The following is a 20,586-nucleotide window of genomic DNA, read 5'->3' on the forward strand; positions in this document are numbered from 1 at the left end:
CATAGAATAGAAATAATATTTTTTTAAATGTGGTGGGATGGAAAAGAATACATAGGGACAAAAGATGTCCCTTGATAATAGGAGGTACAAAAAATGAAAAAAATAGCTGTATTGACTAGTGGAGGAGATGCTCCGGGAATGAACGCTGCTGTGAGAGCGGTTGCACGTTCTGGTATATATAATGGATGTAAGGTTTATGGAGTTAACAGAGGATATAGAGGACTAATAGATGGAGATTTATTTGAAATGGATTTATCTTCTGTTGGAGATATAATACATAGAGGAGGAACTATACTAAAATCTGCGAGATGTCTAGAATTCATAGAAGAAGAAGGAAGACAAAAAGCACTTAATGTACTTAGAATATTTGGTATAGATGGACTTGTCGTAATAGGAGGAGATGGATCTTTTCAAGGAGCTCAAAAACTAAGTGAAATGGGATTCCCTGCAATAGGTATTCCTGGAACAATAGACAATGATTTAGCTTATACAGACTATACTATAGGATTTGATACAGCTCTTAACACAGTTATAGATGCGATAAGTAAAATAAGAGATACTACATCTTCTCATGAAAGATTGAGCATAATAGAAGTTATGGGAAGACATTGTGGAGACATAGCCCTTTATGCAGGACTTGCAGGTGGAGCTGAGAATATAATAATCCCAGAAGCTAATTATAATGAAGATGATATATGTAAAAAATTAATTCAAAGTAAGAATAGAGGAAAAGCTCATAGTATAATTATGCTTGCAGAAGGTGTAGGAGGATCTCAAGATTTAGCTGAAAGAATAAAGGAGAAAACTGGTATAGAATCGAGAGCTACAATACTTGGACATATTCAAAGAGGAGGAAGTCCTAGTGCATTTGATAGAATAATAGCTAGTCAAATGGGTGCGAAAGCAGTTGAATTATTAATAAATGGAAAATCTTCAAGGGTGGTAGGTATAAAGAATAATTCTATAATAGATATGGATATACATGAAGCTTTAGCTATAGAAAGAAAGCTTAATAAAGATATATATAAGTTAGTAGATGTATTATCTATATAGATTGTAATTTTAGTTTAAATATAAAGCCAAACTTAATTCAGATAAAGTTTTTGCTTTAATTGAATTTTTAGTTGCATAAGTGCCCTTTGGGGTAAGCTAATCCAGAAGTTCTTAAGTTCTTAAGTTCTTAGCTTTAGCCTGAACAGGATAAAGTTTTAGAACTTTTAGCTTTCGGATAAAGTTAAAATTATTTGAGGAGGATGAATAATGTTAGAAAAAAAGACTAAAATTGTTTGTACAATAGGACCTGCGAGTGAAAAAAAAGAGGTTTTAAAAGAACTTGTGAATAATGGTTTAAATGTATGTAGACTTAACTTCTCTCACGGAGATCATGAAGAACACGGAAAAAGAATAGATACGATCAAAGAATTAAGAGAAGAATTAAATAAGCCAGTAGCAATACTTCTTGATACAAAAGGACCTGAAATAAGAACTGGTAAGTTTGAAGATCCTGAAGTTTTACTTGAAGAAGGTCAAACTTTCACTATCACTATGAAGGAGATTCTTGGAACAAAAGAAATGTGTACAGTAAGCTACAAAGAACTTATAAATGATGTAGTAGCTGGAGACACTATATTAATAGATGACGGTCTTGTAGGACTTAAGGTACAAGAGATAAAAGGTGAAGAAATAGTTTGTATAGTTGAAAATGCAGGTATTGTAAAGAATAATAAAGGTGTAAATGTACCAGGAGTAAAGATTAATCTTCCAGCTATAACTCAAAAAGATAGAAGTGATATAGAATTTGGTATAAAGCAAGGGATCGATTTTATAGCAGCATCTTTTGTTAGAAAGGCAGCAGATGTTATAGCTATAAAAGAAATACTTGAAGCTAATAATGCAGCAGATATTCAAATTATATCAAAGATTGAAAATCAAGAAGGGGTAGACAATATAGATGAAATTCTTGAAATTTCTGATGGTATAATGGTAGCTAGAGGTGATTTAGGTGTTGAAATACCAACTCAAGAAATACCAATAGCTCAAAAAATGATGATTAGAAAATGTAATGAACTTGGAAAGCCTGTTATTACAGCAACTCAAATGCTTGACTCTATGATGAGAAATCCAAGACCTACAAGAGCAGAGGTTACAGACGTTGCAAATGCTATTTATGATGGAACAGATGCTATAATGCTTTCAGGAGAAACTGCTGCGGGTAAATATCCTGTTGAAGCGGTTAGAACAATGGCATTAATAGCTAAAAGAACAGAAGAATCTCTTGATTATAACAATATATTAAAATCAAAGAAATTAAATCAAGTAAATGTTACAAATGCAATCAGTCATGCGACTTGTACAACAGCTATTGATTTAAAAGCTTCTGCAATAGTAACATCAACATCTTCAGGACATACAGCTAGAATGGTATCTAAATTTAGACCACAAGCTCCTATAGTTGCAGCTACTAACTGTGAAAAATCTATGAGAAGACTTGCACTTAGCTGGGGAGTATATCCAGTATTAACTCAAGCGGCAACTTCAACTGATGAAGTTATAGATAACTCTATTGAAACAGCTCTTGAAGCAGGATATATTAAAAATGGTGAATTAGTGGTTATAACTGCGGGAGTACCTGTTGGAGTAGTTGGAACAACTAACTTAATAAAGGTTCATGTTGTTAGTGAAATAATAACTAAGGGTATAGGTATTGGAAGAAAAGTTGTAAGTGGAAAAGTTCGTTTAGTAAATAATGTTTCTGATATAAAAGATAACTTTGATGAAGGAGATATAATAGTTACTACTTTAACTGATGCTGATATGAACAATTATATTGAAAAATCATCTGCTATAATCGCACAAGAAGGTGGAATTACAAGTCATGCAGCTATAGTAGGGCTTAACTTAGAAAAAGCTGTAGTAGTTTCAGCAAAAGATATAATGAGTCTTGTAAAAGACGGAGAAATAATTACTGTAGATACTGCTAGTGGAATAATATACAAAGGAAATACAAGAGTTTTATAAAATGAAAAAGCAAGCTTATGCTTGCTTTTTTTTGTTTTAAATTATCCCTCAACATAAATTACCATATTCAAAATTGATGATTTTATAAAGATTATATAAAAAATAATATAATTGTGACGATAAATATATTAAATAATACAGGTGTAATTATTAATGGGGGATCGTATGATGACAGCAAAGAAAATAAAACAATCAGCTCTAGAACTGATATCACAAAGAGGATATTCAGATACAACCCTATCTTTAATAGCAGAAAGAGTGGGAATAAAAAAACCTTCTATATACAGTCACTTTGAGAGCAAAGAAGATATTTTCTTTTGTATATTAGAAGATGAAACTAAAAATTTAAAAAAATATATAGAATCTATATTGGATGATATAAAAGAATCCGAATTAGATGAAAGTTTATATCTAATTATATATAAATTTGCTAATTATTTTAATAAGAATAAAATATTAGCGAAATTTTGGAATATAGTTATGTATTTTCCGCCATATAGTTTAGAAAAAGAGTTTAAATCTGAATTTAACTTAGTTAAAGATAAAATTTATCAGCATATTTATATTAATTTTAAAGAAAAACATAAGAATGAAAAATTTGATGAAGAAGAAATGAAAAATATAATTTATTCATATGAATTAATATTAAGAGGAATTCTTACTATGATTATATATGACAATGATTTTAATATGGAAAAAATAAAGCCATTGTGTATAATTTATTTTAATGGAATAAGGAATGCATTAAAATAAAACCTTTCTCATAACAAAATAAGAAAGGTTTTAGGTTAATGTATGATAAAATGGTATAAAAAGTATAGTGGTATAGGGGATGTATTATTTATGGAAGTCAATATAAAAAACAAAATAATGTATAAACTGACAATTGTATTTATTTTACTTATAAGTATATCTATAGGTATTTTAGGTATAACTACATATTATAAAGCGAATTGTATACTAGAAGATACATTAAAAGATACGTCTAAACAATTATCGAAGCAGATAAGAGGAAAACATTTTAACTATAATAGAGGAAAATCAATTTAATTTAGTTCAAATGTCTAGGGATCCTAATATACAGAGATTAGCAGAGGATAATTCTGTAGAATCAACAGTTATAAAAACGTTTGAAAGTTTTAAAAATGCTCATATGAGTGTAGATAATATATATATAGTTATGGAAAATAGGAAAACGGTTTCGTATCCTGAAAATAAGTTTGACAAAGAATATGATGCTACTCAGGATATGTGGTATAAAAATGCTATTGATAAGGATAATATTTTTTGGAGTAATCCATATAAGGATAAAAATACAGGAAAAATGATAATGACTATGAGCATACCTGTATACAATCTTATGAATAAAAATGAGTTTGTAGGTATTTTAGGCGTTGATATGTCTATAGATACACTGTCTAATAAAATAAATGTATTGAAAGTAGGAAAAAAAGGAAAAGCTACATTGGTAGATAAAGAATTAAATATTATAACAGATAAGAAACAGTCTATAAGAGGTACTAAATTAACAGACAAGATATTGATCGATGGGATTAAAAACAACAAAGATGATATATTAGATTTAGATAACGAAATAATAATTTATAGATCTATAAAAGGACTTGATTGGAGTATTATACTTACAGTATACAAAGATGAGATAAAAAATAATAATAAGGTATTACTTGAAAATATATCAATGGTTGGAATTATATCTATATTGGTTGCTTTATTTATATCGTATAAATTTTTAAAAAAAATTACAAAACCTATAAATGATTGTTTATATACTATTGAAAATATGAAAAATGGTGATTTTAGTACTAGGTGTGAGATAAAAAACAATGATGAAATAGCTAAAATAGGAGAAGGATTAAATGATATGCTGGACAATGTTTCAAAATTGATAAAAAATACACAAAGTGTATGTGAAAAAGTCAATATGTCGTCTCAGAAGCTATATCTTTTACTGTTAATGAAATAGCCAGTGGGTCTATAAAACAAGCTACTGAGGCTGAAAAAGGAGCGAATTTAACTAATAGTTTATCCAATAAGCTTAAAGTACTTTTAACCAATACACAGGATATGCTAAAAAGTATAGAGAATGTAGAAAATGCTAATTTAAATAGTTCAAAGGTTATAGACGAACTAAGTGTTAGCACCAAATTAAATAATAAAAATACATCACAGGCTCAAGATGCTGTACTTGAACTTAACAAAAAAGCTAAAAATATATCTACTATATTAGATACTATAACAGCTATAGCTGATCAAACTAATTTGTTAGCTCTGAATGCATCTATTGAAGCTGCAAGAGCAGGTGAAGCAGGTAGAGGATTTGCAGTGGTTGCAGATGAAATAAGAAAGCTTGCAGAAAGTTCGAATAATGCAGCTGATGATATAAAGAATATATTAGATTACATACAGATAGATAGCAATAATACTGTCAATATAATAAATATGCTTGAACAAAGTAATTTGAAACAATCGAGTACTGTAGAATATGTAAATAATTCGTTTAATTCAATAAAAGCATCTACAGATGAAATAATAGAAAAAATAAGGTTTATAGGCCAAGATGTTGAATGCTTAAATGAGGATAGACTAAATATAGTTGACACTATACAAAGAATATCTGATATATCAGAAAATGCTTCGGCAGGAGCTCAAGAGGTAAGTTCATCTATTGATCAACAAGCAGATGATATAGAAAAGGTAGCTAATGCATCACATTATTTACAAGAATTATCAGCAAAATTGAACCAAGAGATAAGTAAATTTAGAATATAAAATCCACAATAATTGAAGATATTCCCTAGATTGTATTCGATCTAGGGTTTTCTTTGTTAAAAAATAAATTCAGAAAACTTTGAAAAATTAATTGATTTATATTTTTTCAAATAGTATAATAATTATTAAATACATTTAGGATGTGTATAAAATATCTAGAATATGCATACTATATTAGAAACAATTAAAATGATTAAAGGAGGGAACAGCTAAATGTCAAATTCAAGAGAAAACTGGGGGTCCAAGATTGGTCTTATACTAGCCATGGCAGGTAATGCTATTGGACTAGGAAACTTCTGGAGATTCCCATATCAAGCTGCTAGTAACGGCGGTGGAGCATTCATGATTCCTTATTTTATTGCAATTATCGTACTTGGTATACCTGTAATGCTTCTTGAGTGGAACTTAGGTCGTTATGGTGGAAAGTATGGTCATGGTACACTTGGACCAATGGTTTATTTACAAGCTAGAGAAGGAACAAAACCTAGAAATGCAGCTATAATAGGAGCGGTGGCAGGATCATTTGCTTTTGCAGTAACACTTCTTGTTAACTCGTATTACAATCATATTATAGGTTGGTCACTTGGATATGGATTCTTATCATTGACTGGTGGATATACGGATATGAGCGTTTCAACAGGAGAGGTATTTGTAAATTATATTCAAAATCCATCTATGGTATTTACATTCTGGGTAATAGCTTTAGCAGGACTTGGGTTCGCAGTTATGCGTGGAGTTCAAAAAGGTATAGAGACTTGGGCTAAGCTTATGATGCCGGTTCTTTATACATTTGGTATCGTTCTTGCTATAAGATCTTTAACTATGGGAAGTCCAGTTAACCCTGATTGGTCATCTATGAAGGGTCTTAACTTTATTTGGAATCCTGATTTTTCAACATTTACATGGAAGTCAATAGTTGCAGCAGCAGGTCAGGTATTCTTTACATTATCAGTTGGTATGGGTATTATATCAAATTATGCATCTTACTTAAAGCCTGATGATGATATTATAGTTTCATCACTTGCAACAGTTTCACTTAATGAGTTTGCAGAGGTTATACTTGGAGGAACAGCTGTTATTCCTATAGCTTATGCATTCATGGGACCTGATGGAATGGGTCAAGGTGTTGGTCTTGCATTTATAGCACTTCCTAACGTATTTAGAACTATGGGTGGAGGACAGTTTGTAGGAGCTTTATGGTTCTTCTTATTATTCTTCGCAGGATTTACTTCAGCAATAGCAATGTACAACTACTTAGTTGCCTTACTTGAAGAAGATATGGGTATAGCTAGAAGTAAGGGTGCATGGTATATATTCGTAGCATATATTATATTAGGTCTTCCTGTAGGACTTGAAAGTATAATGACAAAAACTGCTGACCTTGCATACTTAACAGAAATAGATAACTGGATAGGTTCATATTTATTAATTGTTCTTGCAGCAGTTGAGGTTATAGCTTGTGCATGGTTAATGGGAGAAAAAGCTTTAGTTGAGATGAATAAAGGTGGAATTTGGAAAATACCTAAGTGGTTCTTCAAATTATTCCATCAAACATTAACTCCTATAACTACATTTGTAATATTAATATTCTCTACAATTGATTATATAAAGGCTGGATACTTTAGAATGGTTCCATCATTTGTTGAGAATACTCCAGTACTAGTGCCTTGGGTTAATGGAGCTAGAGTAGTTATAATTGTAGTGTTAATTGTAGGATTTATGCAATCTTATAGATCTATTAAGCGTAAATATGGTAAAGAACTTTCTGAAAATAAAGTTTCTATACGTATATAATTAGGAGGGATTAATTATGACTGGTACAGCGCTTGTTTTTATGATTACAATATGGACAGTTATACTTGTTTGTATAGCAGTTACACTAAAACCTCTATTAAAGAAAAATTAGATATATAACCCCACCGATAAGGTGGGGTTTTAAAATATAATATCAAGTTAGTTATTTCAATTATTAGAAAAATATGATACAATAAATTAAAATATTATTCTGAATTTTCTAAAACGCATTTGGAGGTGAATCTAATGAAAGCTCTGACATTAATGAATACATTAAACCAATTAACAGATTTAACTAAAGGTCTAAAGACTATCAAAGAGACGAGAAAAGAAAAATATATTAGTCAATTAAATAAACTATACAGCCAATATGAGAAATTAGAAGTACCTACAAATTTAAGTGACGTATATGATTCTTTATGTAATAAAGGAAAGGATTTAATAAAGGAAATAAAAAATAATAAAAATAATAAGAAAAACGGAGATAATATCGAAGTATATATAAGATATCTAAAAGCTGCTAAGGCAGATTTTGAAGGTCGTACAGAATATGTAAACAAATATTATAGATCATTCATATTTACAGCTATATTGTTTTTAGGATTATCTCCACAGTATTTTGGATTCGTACTTCCAGCAGTATTTTTCGTTCCTATGTACTTAGGAATCAAGGGAGTTAAGAGTAGATCTATAAATGGTCTTTATATGAGTATGTCTTTAGTTCCTGTTGGACTTATGACTTCATTTATATGGATAAGATATGGTGTATATGCAATGGCTAATTATCAAGAGGCAGTTAATAAGGTTATAATGGACACTGGAAGAAGTTTAACTACTGCAAAGGCACTGGTTACTGCACCGCCAATTCTTGCCTGTGTACTACTTTTAGTAGCAATAACTCAGCTTTATAGAGGATATAAAAGTAAGGATTTATTTATATAGCAATCATAATATTTATAATAAAAGTCTTCTTTAATAGAAGGCTTTTTTCTATGGGGTTATAATTTAGTGGTTAATTGAAAAATCATACTCATTGAAATAACACTACTTAATTAATATTTTGATAAAACTAAAGATTGTGCCTTATTAAATATCCTAAAACTTCTTAAACTCTCTTCGTTCAAACAAAGAAGTTTTTTAACGGATTTTTAAACGTCACAATCTAAGTTTTATAGCAAAATATTAATCAAAAGTAGCTAACATTTCAACGAGCATGATTTTTAGGTATGGCTGTTTTGAATTATAAGAGACGTTTAAGATATTTAGAAATAAAGCAAACTTTTTAAGTTGATACATATATTGTTTTTTGGTAATATTAATAGATGATATTTAAATAAGAAGGAGATAAATTATGTTAAATAAAGGTGAGAAGTACACGGTTGATATAGTTGACATAGGGCATACTGGAGTTGGAATAGGCAAATATGAAGGTTTTACTGTATTTGTTGAAGGTGGAATTATACAAGATAAGATAGAAGTTAAGATAATAAAGAGTAAGAAGAATTATGCAGAAGGTGAAATTGTTAAGATTATAGAAAAATCTCCTTTTAGAGTTGATAGAGAATGTTCGGATGAGTTAATAGATTGTGGAGGATGTCAAGTTATGCATCTTGATTATCAGAAACAACTTGATATAAAGACTAATTCAGTTAAAGAGACTATTAAGAGAATAGGTAAAATCGAAGATGTTAAGGTTCACGATACTATAGGAATGGACAATCCTTTTAGATACAGAAATAAGGCTCAGTTTCCAATAGGAAAAAGAGGTAGTGAAACTGTACTAGGTTTTTATAAGAAGAAAAGCCATGATATAATACCTATGGACAAGTGTGTAATACAGCATGATATGAATGATAAGATAGTAGATGTAGTTAAGAACTATATAGATAGAAATAATGTTAGTGTATACGATGAGAGAAAGCATGAAGGAGTTTTAAGACATTTAGTTACTAAGGTTGGATTTAAGACTAAAGAGGTTATGGTTGTTCTTGTAGCCAATGCTAAAAAAATTCCTAATGTAGATGAGCTTATAAATGATTTAAAAGAGAATATAGGTGGATTTAAAACTTTGGTTTTAAATGTTAATACTAAAAAAGGTAATGCAGTACTTGGAAGACAAAACAAGGTTTTATATGGAGAGGGAATTATACAAGATTATATAGATGATCTTAAGTTTAATATATCACCTCTATCATTTTTCCAAGTAAATCCTATTCAAACTGAGATTTTATATAATAAAGCTTTAGAGTATGCAAATCTTTCAGGTGATGAGAATGTATTTGATATATACTGTGGAATAGGAACGATATCTTTATTCTTAGCTAAAAAGGCTAAAAAAGTATATGGAATAGAAATTGTTGATGAAGCTATAGCGGATGCTATAGTAAATTCTAAGATAAACAATATAGATAATGCTGAATTTTATGTAGGAGAGGCTGAAGTGGTAGCTCCAGCGCTTTATGAAGAGGGAAAGGTTGCGGATGTAGTTGTAGTTGATCCACCTCGTAAAGGTTGTGATGAGAGGGTACTAGATACTATAGTTAGCATGAATCCGAGTAAGGTTGTATATGTTTCATGTAATCCATCAACTCTTGCAAGGGATTTAGCTTATTTAGATGAGAGAGGATATAAGTGTGAAGAAATTCAGCCGGTTGATATGTTCCCTCATACTATGCATGTTGAAACTGTAGCTAAGATAGTGAGAAAATAACTGGTGTTGAGCTAGTTTAATATTAAAAAAATAATGATTTGCCACCCATTTGCCACCGTCGGTTTTCGCTCGGTGGCAAATTACTTTACTTTAGAGTTTAAAGATTGCTCGAATTTAATTACACTATCCTCATTCATTTTGCTTGTAACATGTGAATAAGTGTCCATAGTTGTTGATAACTTACTGTGACCTAATCTAGATTGAATATCTTTGATATTTGCTCCAGCTTCTAAAAGTATAGTAGCATGAGTATGTCTTAAAGAATGGAAATTAAAATTAATACCAAGCTCATAATTTACAACTCTACTTAAATACTTTAAGCTATCAGTAGATATCAATTCTCCATTTTCCTTAGTACAAACTAAATCAGTACTATTATACTGTTTTTTAGCTTCTTCAAAATTATATAAATTACTACTATAATATTGGCCATATTTAAGCCTATTTTCTAATTGATACTTTTTATGTTTTTTTAGAATATCAATTAATGTCTTTCCTATCATTATTTCTCTTTCAGAACTAACTGTTTTTGTAGTTCCAAAACACCACTCCATTCCTTTTTTAAGAATGATTTTTTCAACTTTGATTTTACCTTCTTCAAGATCTACACAATCCCAAGTAAGACCACAAACTTCTGAAGCTCTCATTCCAGTATTAAATGCAATTTGTAAAGGAATATAAAAGTTACTGTTAAAAGGAAATCTATCTATCATTCTATTGAATTTATCTAAAGTTATAACTTTTAAATTTTCTTTATCAGCTTTTCTTGTATCGTATTTAGGCATAGAAGTATATTGCATTGGATTTTCTTTTATAAATTGATATGGATATACAGCCATTTTTAAAGCACCAGATAAGACACCATAGAAACCTTTAAGAGTATTTTTAGTAAATCCATTTCTATATTTTTTATTTAGAAATTCTTGCAGCATAGCAGGAGTTAAAGTTTTTAATTTATAAAATCCTAATGTAGGTTTAATATGTCTTTCTATAATAGTTTTATATCCTTGTTGAGTATTATATTTACAGTTTATTAGAACGTATTCATTAAACCAATAATCAAAGTAATCAGCTACACTTATATTACTTTCATCAACTGTAGAACCGCATTTATCAAACTCATCTAAAGCTTTTCTTAGGGCTATAAGAGCTTCTTTCTTGGTATTACCTCCTTTTCTTTCAATCTTTTTTCTTTTACCATCAACTTTTCCAGCTTCGAAATAATAGTACCAAGTGTTCCCCCTTTTTCTTACACCGCCTTGCATATTTTAATTCTCCTCTCGAATGTACGTTCTGTGAAAACTTCTAAAAAAAAGAGCAGTTTTTTCTGCTCTTTAATTATGATATTTTAGTTTCTATATTTATAATATACTAAATCATAAAATATTACTCAATAGAAATAGATATAAAAATTTTTTTTCATACAAATATTAAAAATTACAGAAATAATAAATTTGAAATTATCTAAAATAATTATATATTCTTAAAAAATGTTTATATCTATAAAAAAATGTAAAATAGAGTAATATCATGGTAAAATATAGTTGTTTAAGGGAATAAATTGATTTAAGAGTATATAGTAAATAAATTATACGATTTCTAAGAATGTAATTTTAGAATATAAGATTTATGACCTGATTTTGTTTATAATAATAAGTTTATAAAATATATATTGGAGGCTTTATATGAATTGTTTTTTTGTGTTTCAGAATAAAAGTTATAATAAAGAACGAAAAGGAGGATATTTGTGGGCTCCTAAAACAAATAAAACTGGAAAAAGGGTTTCTCATTGGGTTACTATGGAGAGTGTTAAAAAAGGAGATCTTATTATTCACAGTTTTAATAAAAAGATAATATCATTCAGTATTGCGAAAGATGATTGTTATGAATCTGAACAGCCAGTTGAACTGCAAGAAGAGAAGCTATGGGAGGATGAAGGATGGAGAGTTGATGTGGATCATATTGACATTGTAGATCCAATTATTACATCTGATCATAAGGATCGTATAATGGAACTACAGCCTAAAACTAATGCTCCTTTTAACTGTTTAGGAAGAGGTAATACTGGATATTTATTTCACTCAAACAAAGAGCTTTCACAGTATATAATACATCAAACGGAGTTGATCCAGAAAACAGCGTTAGAACGAAATAGGATTAATGAGTTAAGAAAAAAACTTGGACTACTGTTTTTAGACGAGATCCAAATACTTGATGATTTTGGATTAGTTGATGGTGTAGAAAATTCTATTACAACTAATAATGAGTCAATAGATTATGAAGGTGTACCAAAGGAAAAGGTGGATCTAAAAGTTAATGAAAAAGGAAAAAAAACATATCCTCGACTTCTGAGCATTTCAGTAAATGCTTTGAGAATTGCTGATTTTAAATGCGAATATGATAATAATCATAATACCTTTATAAGAAAAAAAGATGGAAATCCTTATACTGAACCTCATCATTTAATTCCACTAAGCATGCATTCAGAGTTTGAGTATTCACTTGATGTAGAAGAAAATATAGTATCTTTATGTAGTCATTGTCATAACTTATTACATTATGGAAGTGAAAAAGTAGATTTATTAAGGAAATTATATGATGATAGAAAAAGTATGTTAGAGAAAGTTGGTTTAAATACTACTTTTGAGCAATTACTCAAGTATTATTAGAAAATAGTTAATTAATATATCAGATTGATTGGAGTGAGTAAAATGAGCGAATATAAAGTTCTAGATGAGACAACAGATGTGAAGAAAAAATTTTCATGGGGGAGAGTAAATAGCATTGAGTCCATGGCTCTAATTGTTAGCATTGTAAGTCTTGTTTTTGTGGTGACACAAACAATTACATTTTATAAGCAAGCTGAATACATGAATATACAGATTCAACCACATTTCAATGTATCAACAATACTAGGTGATAGAAAGGTAAATGGTAGGTATGCTGACGAAAAGCTTAGAATTTATAATGCAGGTGGGAATTTTTATGCCTTTGAAAGCAATGTTATAACATTTTTAGATATAGAACACAATAATGAAAAATATTTACTTCCTTTAAGTTATTATTTTTTTGCTTCACAAGGTTATTGTGGAGATGGAGGTACCTTAGTGCAAGAAAGTACTGGTTATGAAAATAATATTAAATTTAGCGATTTAAATAAGGAATTTAATGAGTATCTTTTAAACCATGATGATTTTGGTTCTATTGAAACAATTACTTTTTTAAAAATTAACTATCAAGATGTTTTTGGACAAACTCATACTAAATATTTCGATGCTAGGAATGGGCGATTAATTGAAAGTGAATATGGAAATGAAATATTTAAGTTACATGAAGAGTATACGCCTAGAAATTCTAACTATAATATAGATGAAATTAAGGTTTCTGATGTATTAAAATATATAGAAGGGAAAAATAAACTTAGTAGAAATATGTTGCCATATTAAAAGATAATATACAAATGTATACGAATAGCGATTAGTATTATTTTATTACACAAATGTGTATGTATATGTATATGTGATATATCAATGTAGTAAAAGTCTAGATATGTTTTCATTTTCATTAAGTATATTATTCAAAATTTTATAATTGTAAGGAGGAAATCATGGGGGGAAGTTTAATAATTGCAAAATACAAAGATTCTATTATTGGTGTTAATGATTATATAGAAAGTGTACATGGTGAAGAATACTTAATTTGTCCGTTTTGTGAGGACTTAGGTAAAATTTTGAGAGTTAACTATAATAAAAGAGGATATTTTGTTGCATGGAAAGGAATGGATGGTCATATTTGCGGAAGAGGCTGCCTCACATATCTTAATTCTGATTGGGAAGGAGCTCAGTTGGTGGAAGTAGTATCCAATGAAAATGGTGAAAAGGAAGTAGTAATTGATATATTTACTGGGTTTAACAAAGGGGTTAAAAAGATTACTAAACCAAGTGCGGACTGCACTGATGAAGTAGTTAAGCGTAAATATAAACAATATGCTCGTAAGAAAAAAGTTTTTAGAGATGTAATTAGAACAGTTAAGCAAATGAGGCAAATTCTAGAAAAAAATGAAATTACAACTTTGAAGAATTTAAATTTTAAGTATAGAGTTGGATCAGATGAAAAGTTATCAATAGATGAGTTATTAAAAATGCCTAATTCAATAGAAAATAAAAATATTGGTAAGTATAGGTTTGTTTTATTCAAAGCAAAGAGTGCGTCTAAATTAAAAAAAGGAAATAAAAGAAGATATCTAAATGCATATACAGCGAATGGAATAGATTTAGCTGTTACATATGATGTTGTTGAAAACGAGAATCCTTTCAGTGGTTTAAATGGGGAGTTTGCACTTGCATATGGAAGGATTTCAAAAGACAAAAATAATACAAATAAATATTATCTTAATCTATCAAGTGATTTTCATATAGAAAAAGTAGATAAAGAGTTTGGACAACTATTTTTTGAAGATGTTGAGCTAAGTGCCTTTGACTTTAAGCAATACTATAAAGAAAAAAAAGAACAGGAGTCCACTAAAAAAATTGAAACACGAGAAGTTCAAGATCGACATTTAGATCATGATAAAATAAGAACTATGAACAATAAAGGTGTTCACAATAAAGAGGTACAGAAACAGAATGAAAGTAATCAGACAAGTAAAATTCAGCCTAGTAATACTAATAGAGATGAAGAGAACATAGAATTTAGGACCGATAATTCCAAAACCTATAATAATGAAGAAAGCTCAAATAAATCCAATCAAAAAACAGTTGGAATTAAGGGCTTCTTAAAGAAGTTATTTCGAATGAGTTAGAGTAAAAGTATAAAAATTTTATTTATTTTGAGTCTGATTAATCTTCACAAGATAAATCAGAATAGATTAGATAGAAAACAACAGGTAAAATATGGTATAATAAGTATGGTCTTTACGGGAGGGTCTTTTTCAACAAAAAGGAGGACCAAATATGAAGACTTATATAAATTTTCTTTATCCAATAATATTAATATTATTGAGTAAAGAAATAGAAACGTTATTTGATTCTTTAATTTTAGTTGTGAAAAGTAATGATAGTATAATAAAAATAATAGTACTATTGTTAATTTCATTTGTTTTTAACAAAATATATTTATTAAAAATAGCTAAGATTAAGGAAAGTAAAAAAGATAGTGTATCCATCTCATGATGGACTCACTATCTTTTTTCTTTATTATAATGTCTGATTGATAAAATTATAATAAAGAAAAAAGTACACAGTGTATTCGATGATATTGTTGTACTTACTGTTCTAACTTGTGGTGGCATAAGCAATGAAAATAAGACTAGAGAGTATGGAGAAAGATGAATTTTGATATTATAGAATAAGTTTAGATTAAGGGGATATAGACAAAATGCATTGAGTGTATTATAATCAATGATATGATAAAAAAATAATACAAAATCACTTATAAAGTAGGAATACTAATATATATATAATGTATTAATGAAACAATGCAAAGGGAGAAGTGATACGGAAATGAAAATAGAAAAATATATTGCACCTTTGATACGTGCTAGTCTAGACAATGACTTGCGTACTGTAAGAGCATTGTCAACGAAAATAATTAGAAATATTAAAACTGATAACCCTGAGATTGCATATCAAATATCTGAGGCTTTAAATTATAATGGGTCAGGGCTTTCAACTTCACGATCTATAGGCTATGGTTCATTACCTCAAGATTCTGATTCAAGATCAGATTTATTAATTGTTCAAGAACCTATTGAAACAGAAAAACCATTTTTTGATGAAAAATTAAATAATATAATAAAAACAATAGAAGATGAAAGAAAAAATATTAATAAATTGGTTTCAGTGGGACTAAATCCAACTTCTTCAATACTATTGTATGGAGAACCTGGAGTTGGAAAAACTTTTTTGGCAAGATACTTTTCTAGCTTATTTAATTTAAAATTTGCATCTTTAGATATGGCATCGGCAGTTTCTAGTTACTTTGGCAAAACAGGTCAAAATTTACAAAAAGTAATAAATTATGCAAAAGAAGAACCTACATTATTACTTTTAGATGAATTTGATGCAATTGCGAAAAAAAGAGATGATTCATCAGATTTAGGAGAGTTAAAGCGTGTAGTAAATGTATTACTAAAGGAGCTAGAAGATTGGCCATCTCATTCGATTTTAGTTGCTGCAACTAATCATCCTGAATTACTAGATAGAGCAATTTGGAGAAGGTTTGACATGGCTATTGAAATACCGCTACCAGAAAAGGAAGCAAGACTAAATATTATTAATCATGAATTTAGGGGTATGGAATTAGGCAATATAAGTAAATTAGTTGCACTTCTTACTGAAGGAATGTCACCTGCTGATATAGTAAAAATATGCGAAAGAAGTAAAAAACAAGTAGTAATGTATGATGAAAATCTAGAAAAAGCAATAGTCTTAGAGGTTGCAAGTATGAATAAGGGGAAAAATATTGAGTTTAATAAACGTTTTTGTAAAATTGCTAGAGAAGAATTGGGTATGACATATAGGGAAATGGCATCAATCTTAGGAAAGAGTGTTTCAGCTATACAGAATTACTTGAAAAAGGGGGATAAATAGAGATGGACAATAAAAAAAGACCTATTCTAGCAAAGGGTGAAGAGTATATTATACCTCATAAACTTAAGAAGAACATTGACAAACAAGATAAAAGACCAACGTTTGATGAGGCTAGGCATAGACTCAGTGGAGAAATTAAGCAAGCTATAAACCTTATAGATAATACACCTAAAGAATTTTTATTAGATGAGGTTATTGTTAATTTAAGAATGGATGTGGATTATTCAGCAAAATCATATCACCCAAATGTTCTAATTTCTCATATAAATGCAGAAGATGTTGGAAGCAAGAAGTGGACTAAAGAAGTTAATACTAAAAATAAGAATAAACCTATAAAAACTAAAATAGGTAAAGAGATATTTTTAAGAATTAATAGAAATACATTGGAGGAATTAGAGAAACAATTAAATGAAGGTACGGATTTTTCTAAGGGGGCTATTGAAAATATTAGAAGCATAGAAACTCTATTTTTTGATACACATTCAACACTTATTGATAAGTTCGATGCCGACTGGACAGAAGGAAGAGTAGAATTAGTACTTCATCCATTTGAAACAAAATTACAAGATGCCATGGACCACTTGTTACAATTAATAAAACAAAATGGAGGAGATCCATCAAATGTAAGATATAAAACTTATAAATCAGGTATTACTTTTGCAAGTGCATTACTGAACAGAGAAACATTAAAAAATATATTAAAATATAATCCTATAAGGACAGCACATCCTATTTACTTAAAACAAATACCTGGTATACGTTTTGGTGGACCATCTATAAAACTACCTTTACCACCTACGGATGTTCAAAAATCAAGTATTAAAATTGGCGTGTTTGACGGTGGTATAGACATCCTAAACCCGTATTTAAGCAATTTTGTAACTGAAAATAATCCTATTCCAACTCCTAAAAATACAGAGTTTTTAGAGCATGGAACGGGTGTTGTTGGAGCAGCATTGTATGGAGATTTGGCCAAATATGCCTCTGGATCCGTGCTGCCTAGTCCTACTATAAATGTTGAAAGTTTTAGAGTGTTTCCCCTAAGCGATACAAATGACATAGACCTATATGAAGTTATTGATATAATTGAAGATATAGTGCCAAAAAGACCAGATATTCAAGTATATAATCTATCAATTGGGCCCTATGGAGCTATTGATGATGATAATATTACTAGATTTACATATGCAATTGATGAACTGTCTAAAACGGGGGATACTCTATTTACTGTTGCTGTAGGGAATGATGGAGATCTGGGAAATGACGAACTTTGCAGAATACAGGCTCCGGCAGATGCAGTTAATTGCTTAGGTATAGGTTCATATTCTAAAAATTATAATGGGGACTTATCAAGAGCTGAGTACAGTTCATATGGAGATGGAAGAGAAGGATGTAAAATAAAACCTGATTTCTTAGATTTTGGAGGAAGTCATACAAATCCATTTCAACTTGTATCAGTAGATGGTCAAAGGAGAGGTTTTTCTTGCGGAACAAGTTTTTCTACACCTTTAGTTACAGCTAAAGCAGCAGAAATAATTGGCAGATGCAATTTTGCTAATCCTTTGCTAGCAAGAGCGTTATTAGTTCATACAGCACAGCATCCAGAGTATAAGGCAGACAAATTTATGGGTCATGGCATAGCAAATCAAAGTGTAGAAGATATTCTTTCGTGTAATGGAAGTAGCGTTACTACTATATATCAAAGTAAGTTAAGACCAACACAATCTATAAAGTTACCTTTCCCTTTTATTGAAAATATTGGATTTAATGGTAAAGTTGTAGTAGAATGGACAATTGCGCTAGCAACTGAAATTGATGCTAAGAATACAGAGGATTATACTTTATCTTGTATAGAAGATACTTTTTATCCTAATGTTGATAAATTCACTTTTTATAAATATGTTGAAGGAAAGAGAAAAACTAGGACAGTGGATATAAGTAGCGATGAAAAATTAATAAGTGAATTGCTAGATGATGGATGGACATCAAGTAAATCTCCTAAAACATATTCAAAATTTAGTAATAATTATAAGACAGAAGAAGAACGTAAACAGAATTTTAAATGGGATACAGTCATTAAAAGAAGAGCTGTTATTAACTATAACAATTTAAAAAATCCATATTTAGTATTACATGCTATGGATAGGTATAATTGCAATATGGATTTTGTAAACTATGCTGTGGCTGTAACTATAGATTATGTAGATTGTAAAGAAGATGTTTATGATTTAACACTAAAATCGTACAATAAATTAGAAGTAAGCAAAATAAGAGCTATAAATGAAATACTAGTAAAGTAGAATTTAAATAGAGCATTTGCAATAATAAAAAGAAAGAGTGATACACTAAAAGTACAACTTAATAAAGACATAAATAAAGTAGCACTTTATGAACTTAACAAAAGACTTAGCAAGAAATATTAATTATTAAGACGAAATATTCTACAAAAGAGAAACCAGGAAAGTAATTTGGATTCCTTTAAATAAACATTGCTCTAGAATATAGCCCAATTTTAAGACAACTAGAATATGTTAATTAAGGTGGGAGGGAAAATTATGAAGTTTGAAAGAGCCTACTGTGAAGAACTTAATCGTGTAATAACTCCATACATTGCAAGGGAATTGTATTTTAATGAGGATAGTCAATTTTATGGTAAAAAATTAAGCTTTTTATGCGAAGATAAAGAATGCAGGAAAACTTTAATTGCAGTTGGAATATATCTTCAAAAAAGAACAAAGCGAGCACTTCATTTTAGGAGTAAAGATGCTTTGGAACATACGTGTTATGAAAATAATATAATTGGAGGACATGAAGGAAAAAAAATAGGAAATGATGATCCTTTTAAAGTTACAAAGTACCCAACTGAATTGATTCTAGACCCTCCTAAATCTGGTAATCCTAAAGTTGGAGGGGTTGATATAGATGATGATGAAGGCAATAAACCAAGTAAAACTTCAAATTCAATAGGATCTGGAAGTGAGATTAAAGAAACAAGATATAGGATACGTTCATTTGAACACCTAATAGATTGCTATTTAAATGGAGATAAAAAAGTTTTAGAAGCAATGGAATTTACTATAAATGGAAAAACAAAGAAGTTTTATAGCTTTTTTAAAAAAATAAATTATTATCTAGATGAGAAGGGATTAGTATATTATGGAGAAGTTTCTGGAATAAAGAAGTATGGCGAAAACTACAAAATTTATTTTAAGGATAAAGCTTGGGTAGAAAACGCATATAGAACCGTTTCTATATATATTGATAAGGAATTAATCAATAAGTTTGGTAAAAGAAAGATATTTAAAGAACAATTAGAAGATTTAAGTAATGTAGATGATAAAAAAGCAATATGTTATTTTGTGGGGGTTTACCCAGAAGTGATTGAATATGAATTCAATAAAAACAAGAAAAAATCTGCACAGGTAACAATAAAAGATTTAAGACATCTTGTATTAACTTATGATGAAATATAAGGTAATTGAAAGCTAAAAAAGATAGTCATTAATTTTTAAATTTGCGGATTATAAATAATATTTAGAATGGCTTATCCTAAAAGAGTTAAGCCATTTTTTACCATTATAAATTTCAAAAAACTTCACTTGCAATTGATATTAAAAACCGTACCATAAAAAAAAGCTTTTAAAATATATTTGGGGAATAAACGTTAATAAAAATTTTAGAATA

Annotated in this window: 17 protein-coding genes; 16 read left to right on the top strand and 1 reads right to left on the bottom strand. The window is 29.3% G+C overall.

Translation table 11 applies throughout. The features are described 5' to 3' along the window. Positions 1-93: 93 nt before the first annotated feature. The 9 genes from pfkA (at position 94) to rlmD (ending at position 10,312) form a co-directional block, all read left to right on the top strand. Complete coding sequence (pfkA, locus tag WJW32_RS04690; RefSeq protein WP_340255718.1) at positions 94-1,053, top strand: 6-phosphofructokinase; 960 nt, start codon at positions 94-96, stop codon at positions 1,051-1,053. Between the two features lie 207 nt (positions 1,054-1,260). Continuing rightward, a complete protein-coding gene (gene pyk / locus WJW32_RS04695) occupies positions 1,261-3,018 on the top strand; it encodes a pyruvate kinase (RefSeq protein ID WP_340255721.1) in 1,758 nt (585 codons plus the stop codon). Positions 3,019-3,183: 165 nt separating this feature from the next. Further along, the gene (locus WJW32_RS04700) at positions 3,184-3,771 is read left to right on the top strand and encodes a TetR/AcrR family transcriptional regulator (RefSeq protein WP_340255724.1); all 588 of its coding nucleotides are present in this window, start codon (positions 3,184-3,186) and stop codon (positions 3,769-3,771) included. Between the two features lie 90 nt (positions 3,772-3,861). Beyond that, a complete protein-coding gene (locus WJW32_RS04705) occupies positions 3,862-4,068 on the top strand; it encodes a hypothetical protein (RefSeq protein ID WP_340255727.1) in 207 nt (68 codons plus the stop codon). A gap of 10 nt (positions 4,069-4,078) precedes the next feature. Next, positions 4,079-5,002, top strand: a complete 924-nt coding sequence (locus WJW32_RS04710) for a HAMP domain-containing protein (RefSeq protein ID WP_340255730.1) — start codon at positions 4,079-4,081, stop codon at positions 5,000-5,002. Between the two features lie 101 nt (positions 5,003-5,103). Continuing rightward, positions 5,104-5,808, top strand: coding sequence for a methyl-accepting chemotaxis protein (locus tag WJW32_RS04715; RefSeq protein ID WP_340255733.1), 705 nt, complete (start codon positions 5,104-5,106; stop codon positions 5,806-5,808). A gap of 213 nt (positions 5,809-6,021) precedes the next feature. Then, positions 6,022-7,602, top strand: coding sequence for a sodium-dependent transporter (locus tag WJW32_RS04720; protein ID WP_340255736.1), 1,581 nt, complete (start codon positions 6,022-6,024; stop codon positions 7,600-7,602). Positions 7,603-7,848: 246 nt separating this feature from the next. Next, positions 7,849-8,544, top strand: a complete 696-nt coding sequence (locus WJW32_RS04725) for a hypothetical protein (protein WP_340255738.1) — start codon at positions 7,849-7,851, stop codon at positions 8,542-8,544. A gap of 409 nt (positions 8,545-8,953) precedes the next feature. Beyond that, the gene (gene rlmD, locus WJW32_RS04730; RefSeq protein WP_340255741.1) at positions 8,954-10,312 is read left to right on the top strand and encodes a 23S rRNA (uracil(1939)-C(5))-methyltransferase RlmD; all 1,359 of its coding nucleotides are present in this window, start codon (positions 8,954-8,956) and stop codon (positions 10,310-10,312) included. A gap of 80 nt (positions 10,313-10,392) precedes the next feature. On the opposite strand, the gene WJW32_RS04735 is transcribed toward rlmD, so the two are convergent. Next, complete coding sequence (locus tag WJW32_RS04735; protein WP_340255743.1) at positions 10,393-11,577, bottom strand: tyrosine-type recombinase/integrase; 1,185 nt, start codon at positions 11,575-11,577, stop codon at positions 10,393-10,395. Between the two features lie 420 nt (positions 11,578-11,997). On the opposite strand from WJW32_RS04735, the gene WJW32_RS04740 reads away from it, so the two are divergent. The 7 genes from WJW32_RS04740 (at position 11,998) to WJW32_RS04770 (ending at position 20,375) form a co-directional block, all read left to right on the top strand. Continuing rightward, a complete protein-coding gene (locus tag WJW32_RS04740; protein ID WP_340255746.1) occupies positions 11,998-12,981 on the top strand; it encodes an HNH endonuclease in 984 nt (327 codons plus the stop codon). 42 nt (positions 12,982-13,023) lie between these two features. Continuing rightward, positions 13,024-13,758: a hypothetical protein gene (locus WJW32_RS04745; RefSeq protein ID WP_340255749.1), complete on the top strand. Its 735-nt coding sequence runs from the start codon at positions 13,024-13,026 to the stop codon at positions 13,756-13,758. A gap of 161 nt (positions 13,759-13,919) precedes the next feature. Beyond that, the gene (locus WJW32_RS04750; protein WP_340255752.1) at positions 13,920-15,113 is read left to right on the top strand and encodes a hypothetical protein; all 1,194 of its coding nucleotides are present in this window, start codon (positions 13,920-13,922) and stop codon (positions 15,111-15,113) included. Positions 15,114-15,264: 151 nt separating this feature from the next. Further along, positions 15,265-15,483: a hypothetical protein gene (locus tag WJW32_RS04755; RefSeq protein ID WP_340255754.1), complete on the top strand. Its 219-nt coding sequence runs from the start codon at positions 15,265-15,267 to the stop codon at positions 15,481-15,483. A 330-nt stretch (positions 15,484-15,813) separates the two neighbouring features. Beyond that, the gene (locus WJW32_RS04760; RefSeq protein ID WP_340255757.1) at positions 15,814-16,902 is read left to right on the top strand and encodes an AAA family ATPase; all 1,089 of its coding nucleotides are present in this window, start codon (positions 15,814-15,816) and stop codon (positions 16,900-16,902) included. Between the two features lie 2 nt (positions 16,903-16,904). After that, the gene (locus WJW32_RS04765; RefSeq protein WP_340255760.1) at positions 16,905-19,202 is read left to right on the top strand and encodes a S8 family peptidase; all 2,298 of its coding nucleotides are present in this window, start codon (positions 16,905-16,907) and stop codon (positions 19,200-19,202) included. Positions 19,203-19,457: 255 nt separating this feature from the next. Further along, positions 19,458-20,375 carry a hypothetical protein gene (locus tag WJW32_RS04770; RefSeq protein WP_340255763.1) on the top strand — a complete coding sequence of 306 codons (918 nt, stop codon included), beginning with the start codon at positions 19,458-19,460 and terminating at the stop codon, positions 20,373-20,375. Positions 20,376-20,586: the final 211 nt, after the last annotated feature.

The sequence above is a fragment of the Tepidibacter sp. Z1-5 genome, assembly GCF_037844525.1.
In the GTDB taxonomy this organism is placed as follows: Bacteria; Bacillota; Clostridia; order Peptostreptococcales; family Peptostreptococcaceae; genus Tepidibacter_A.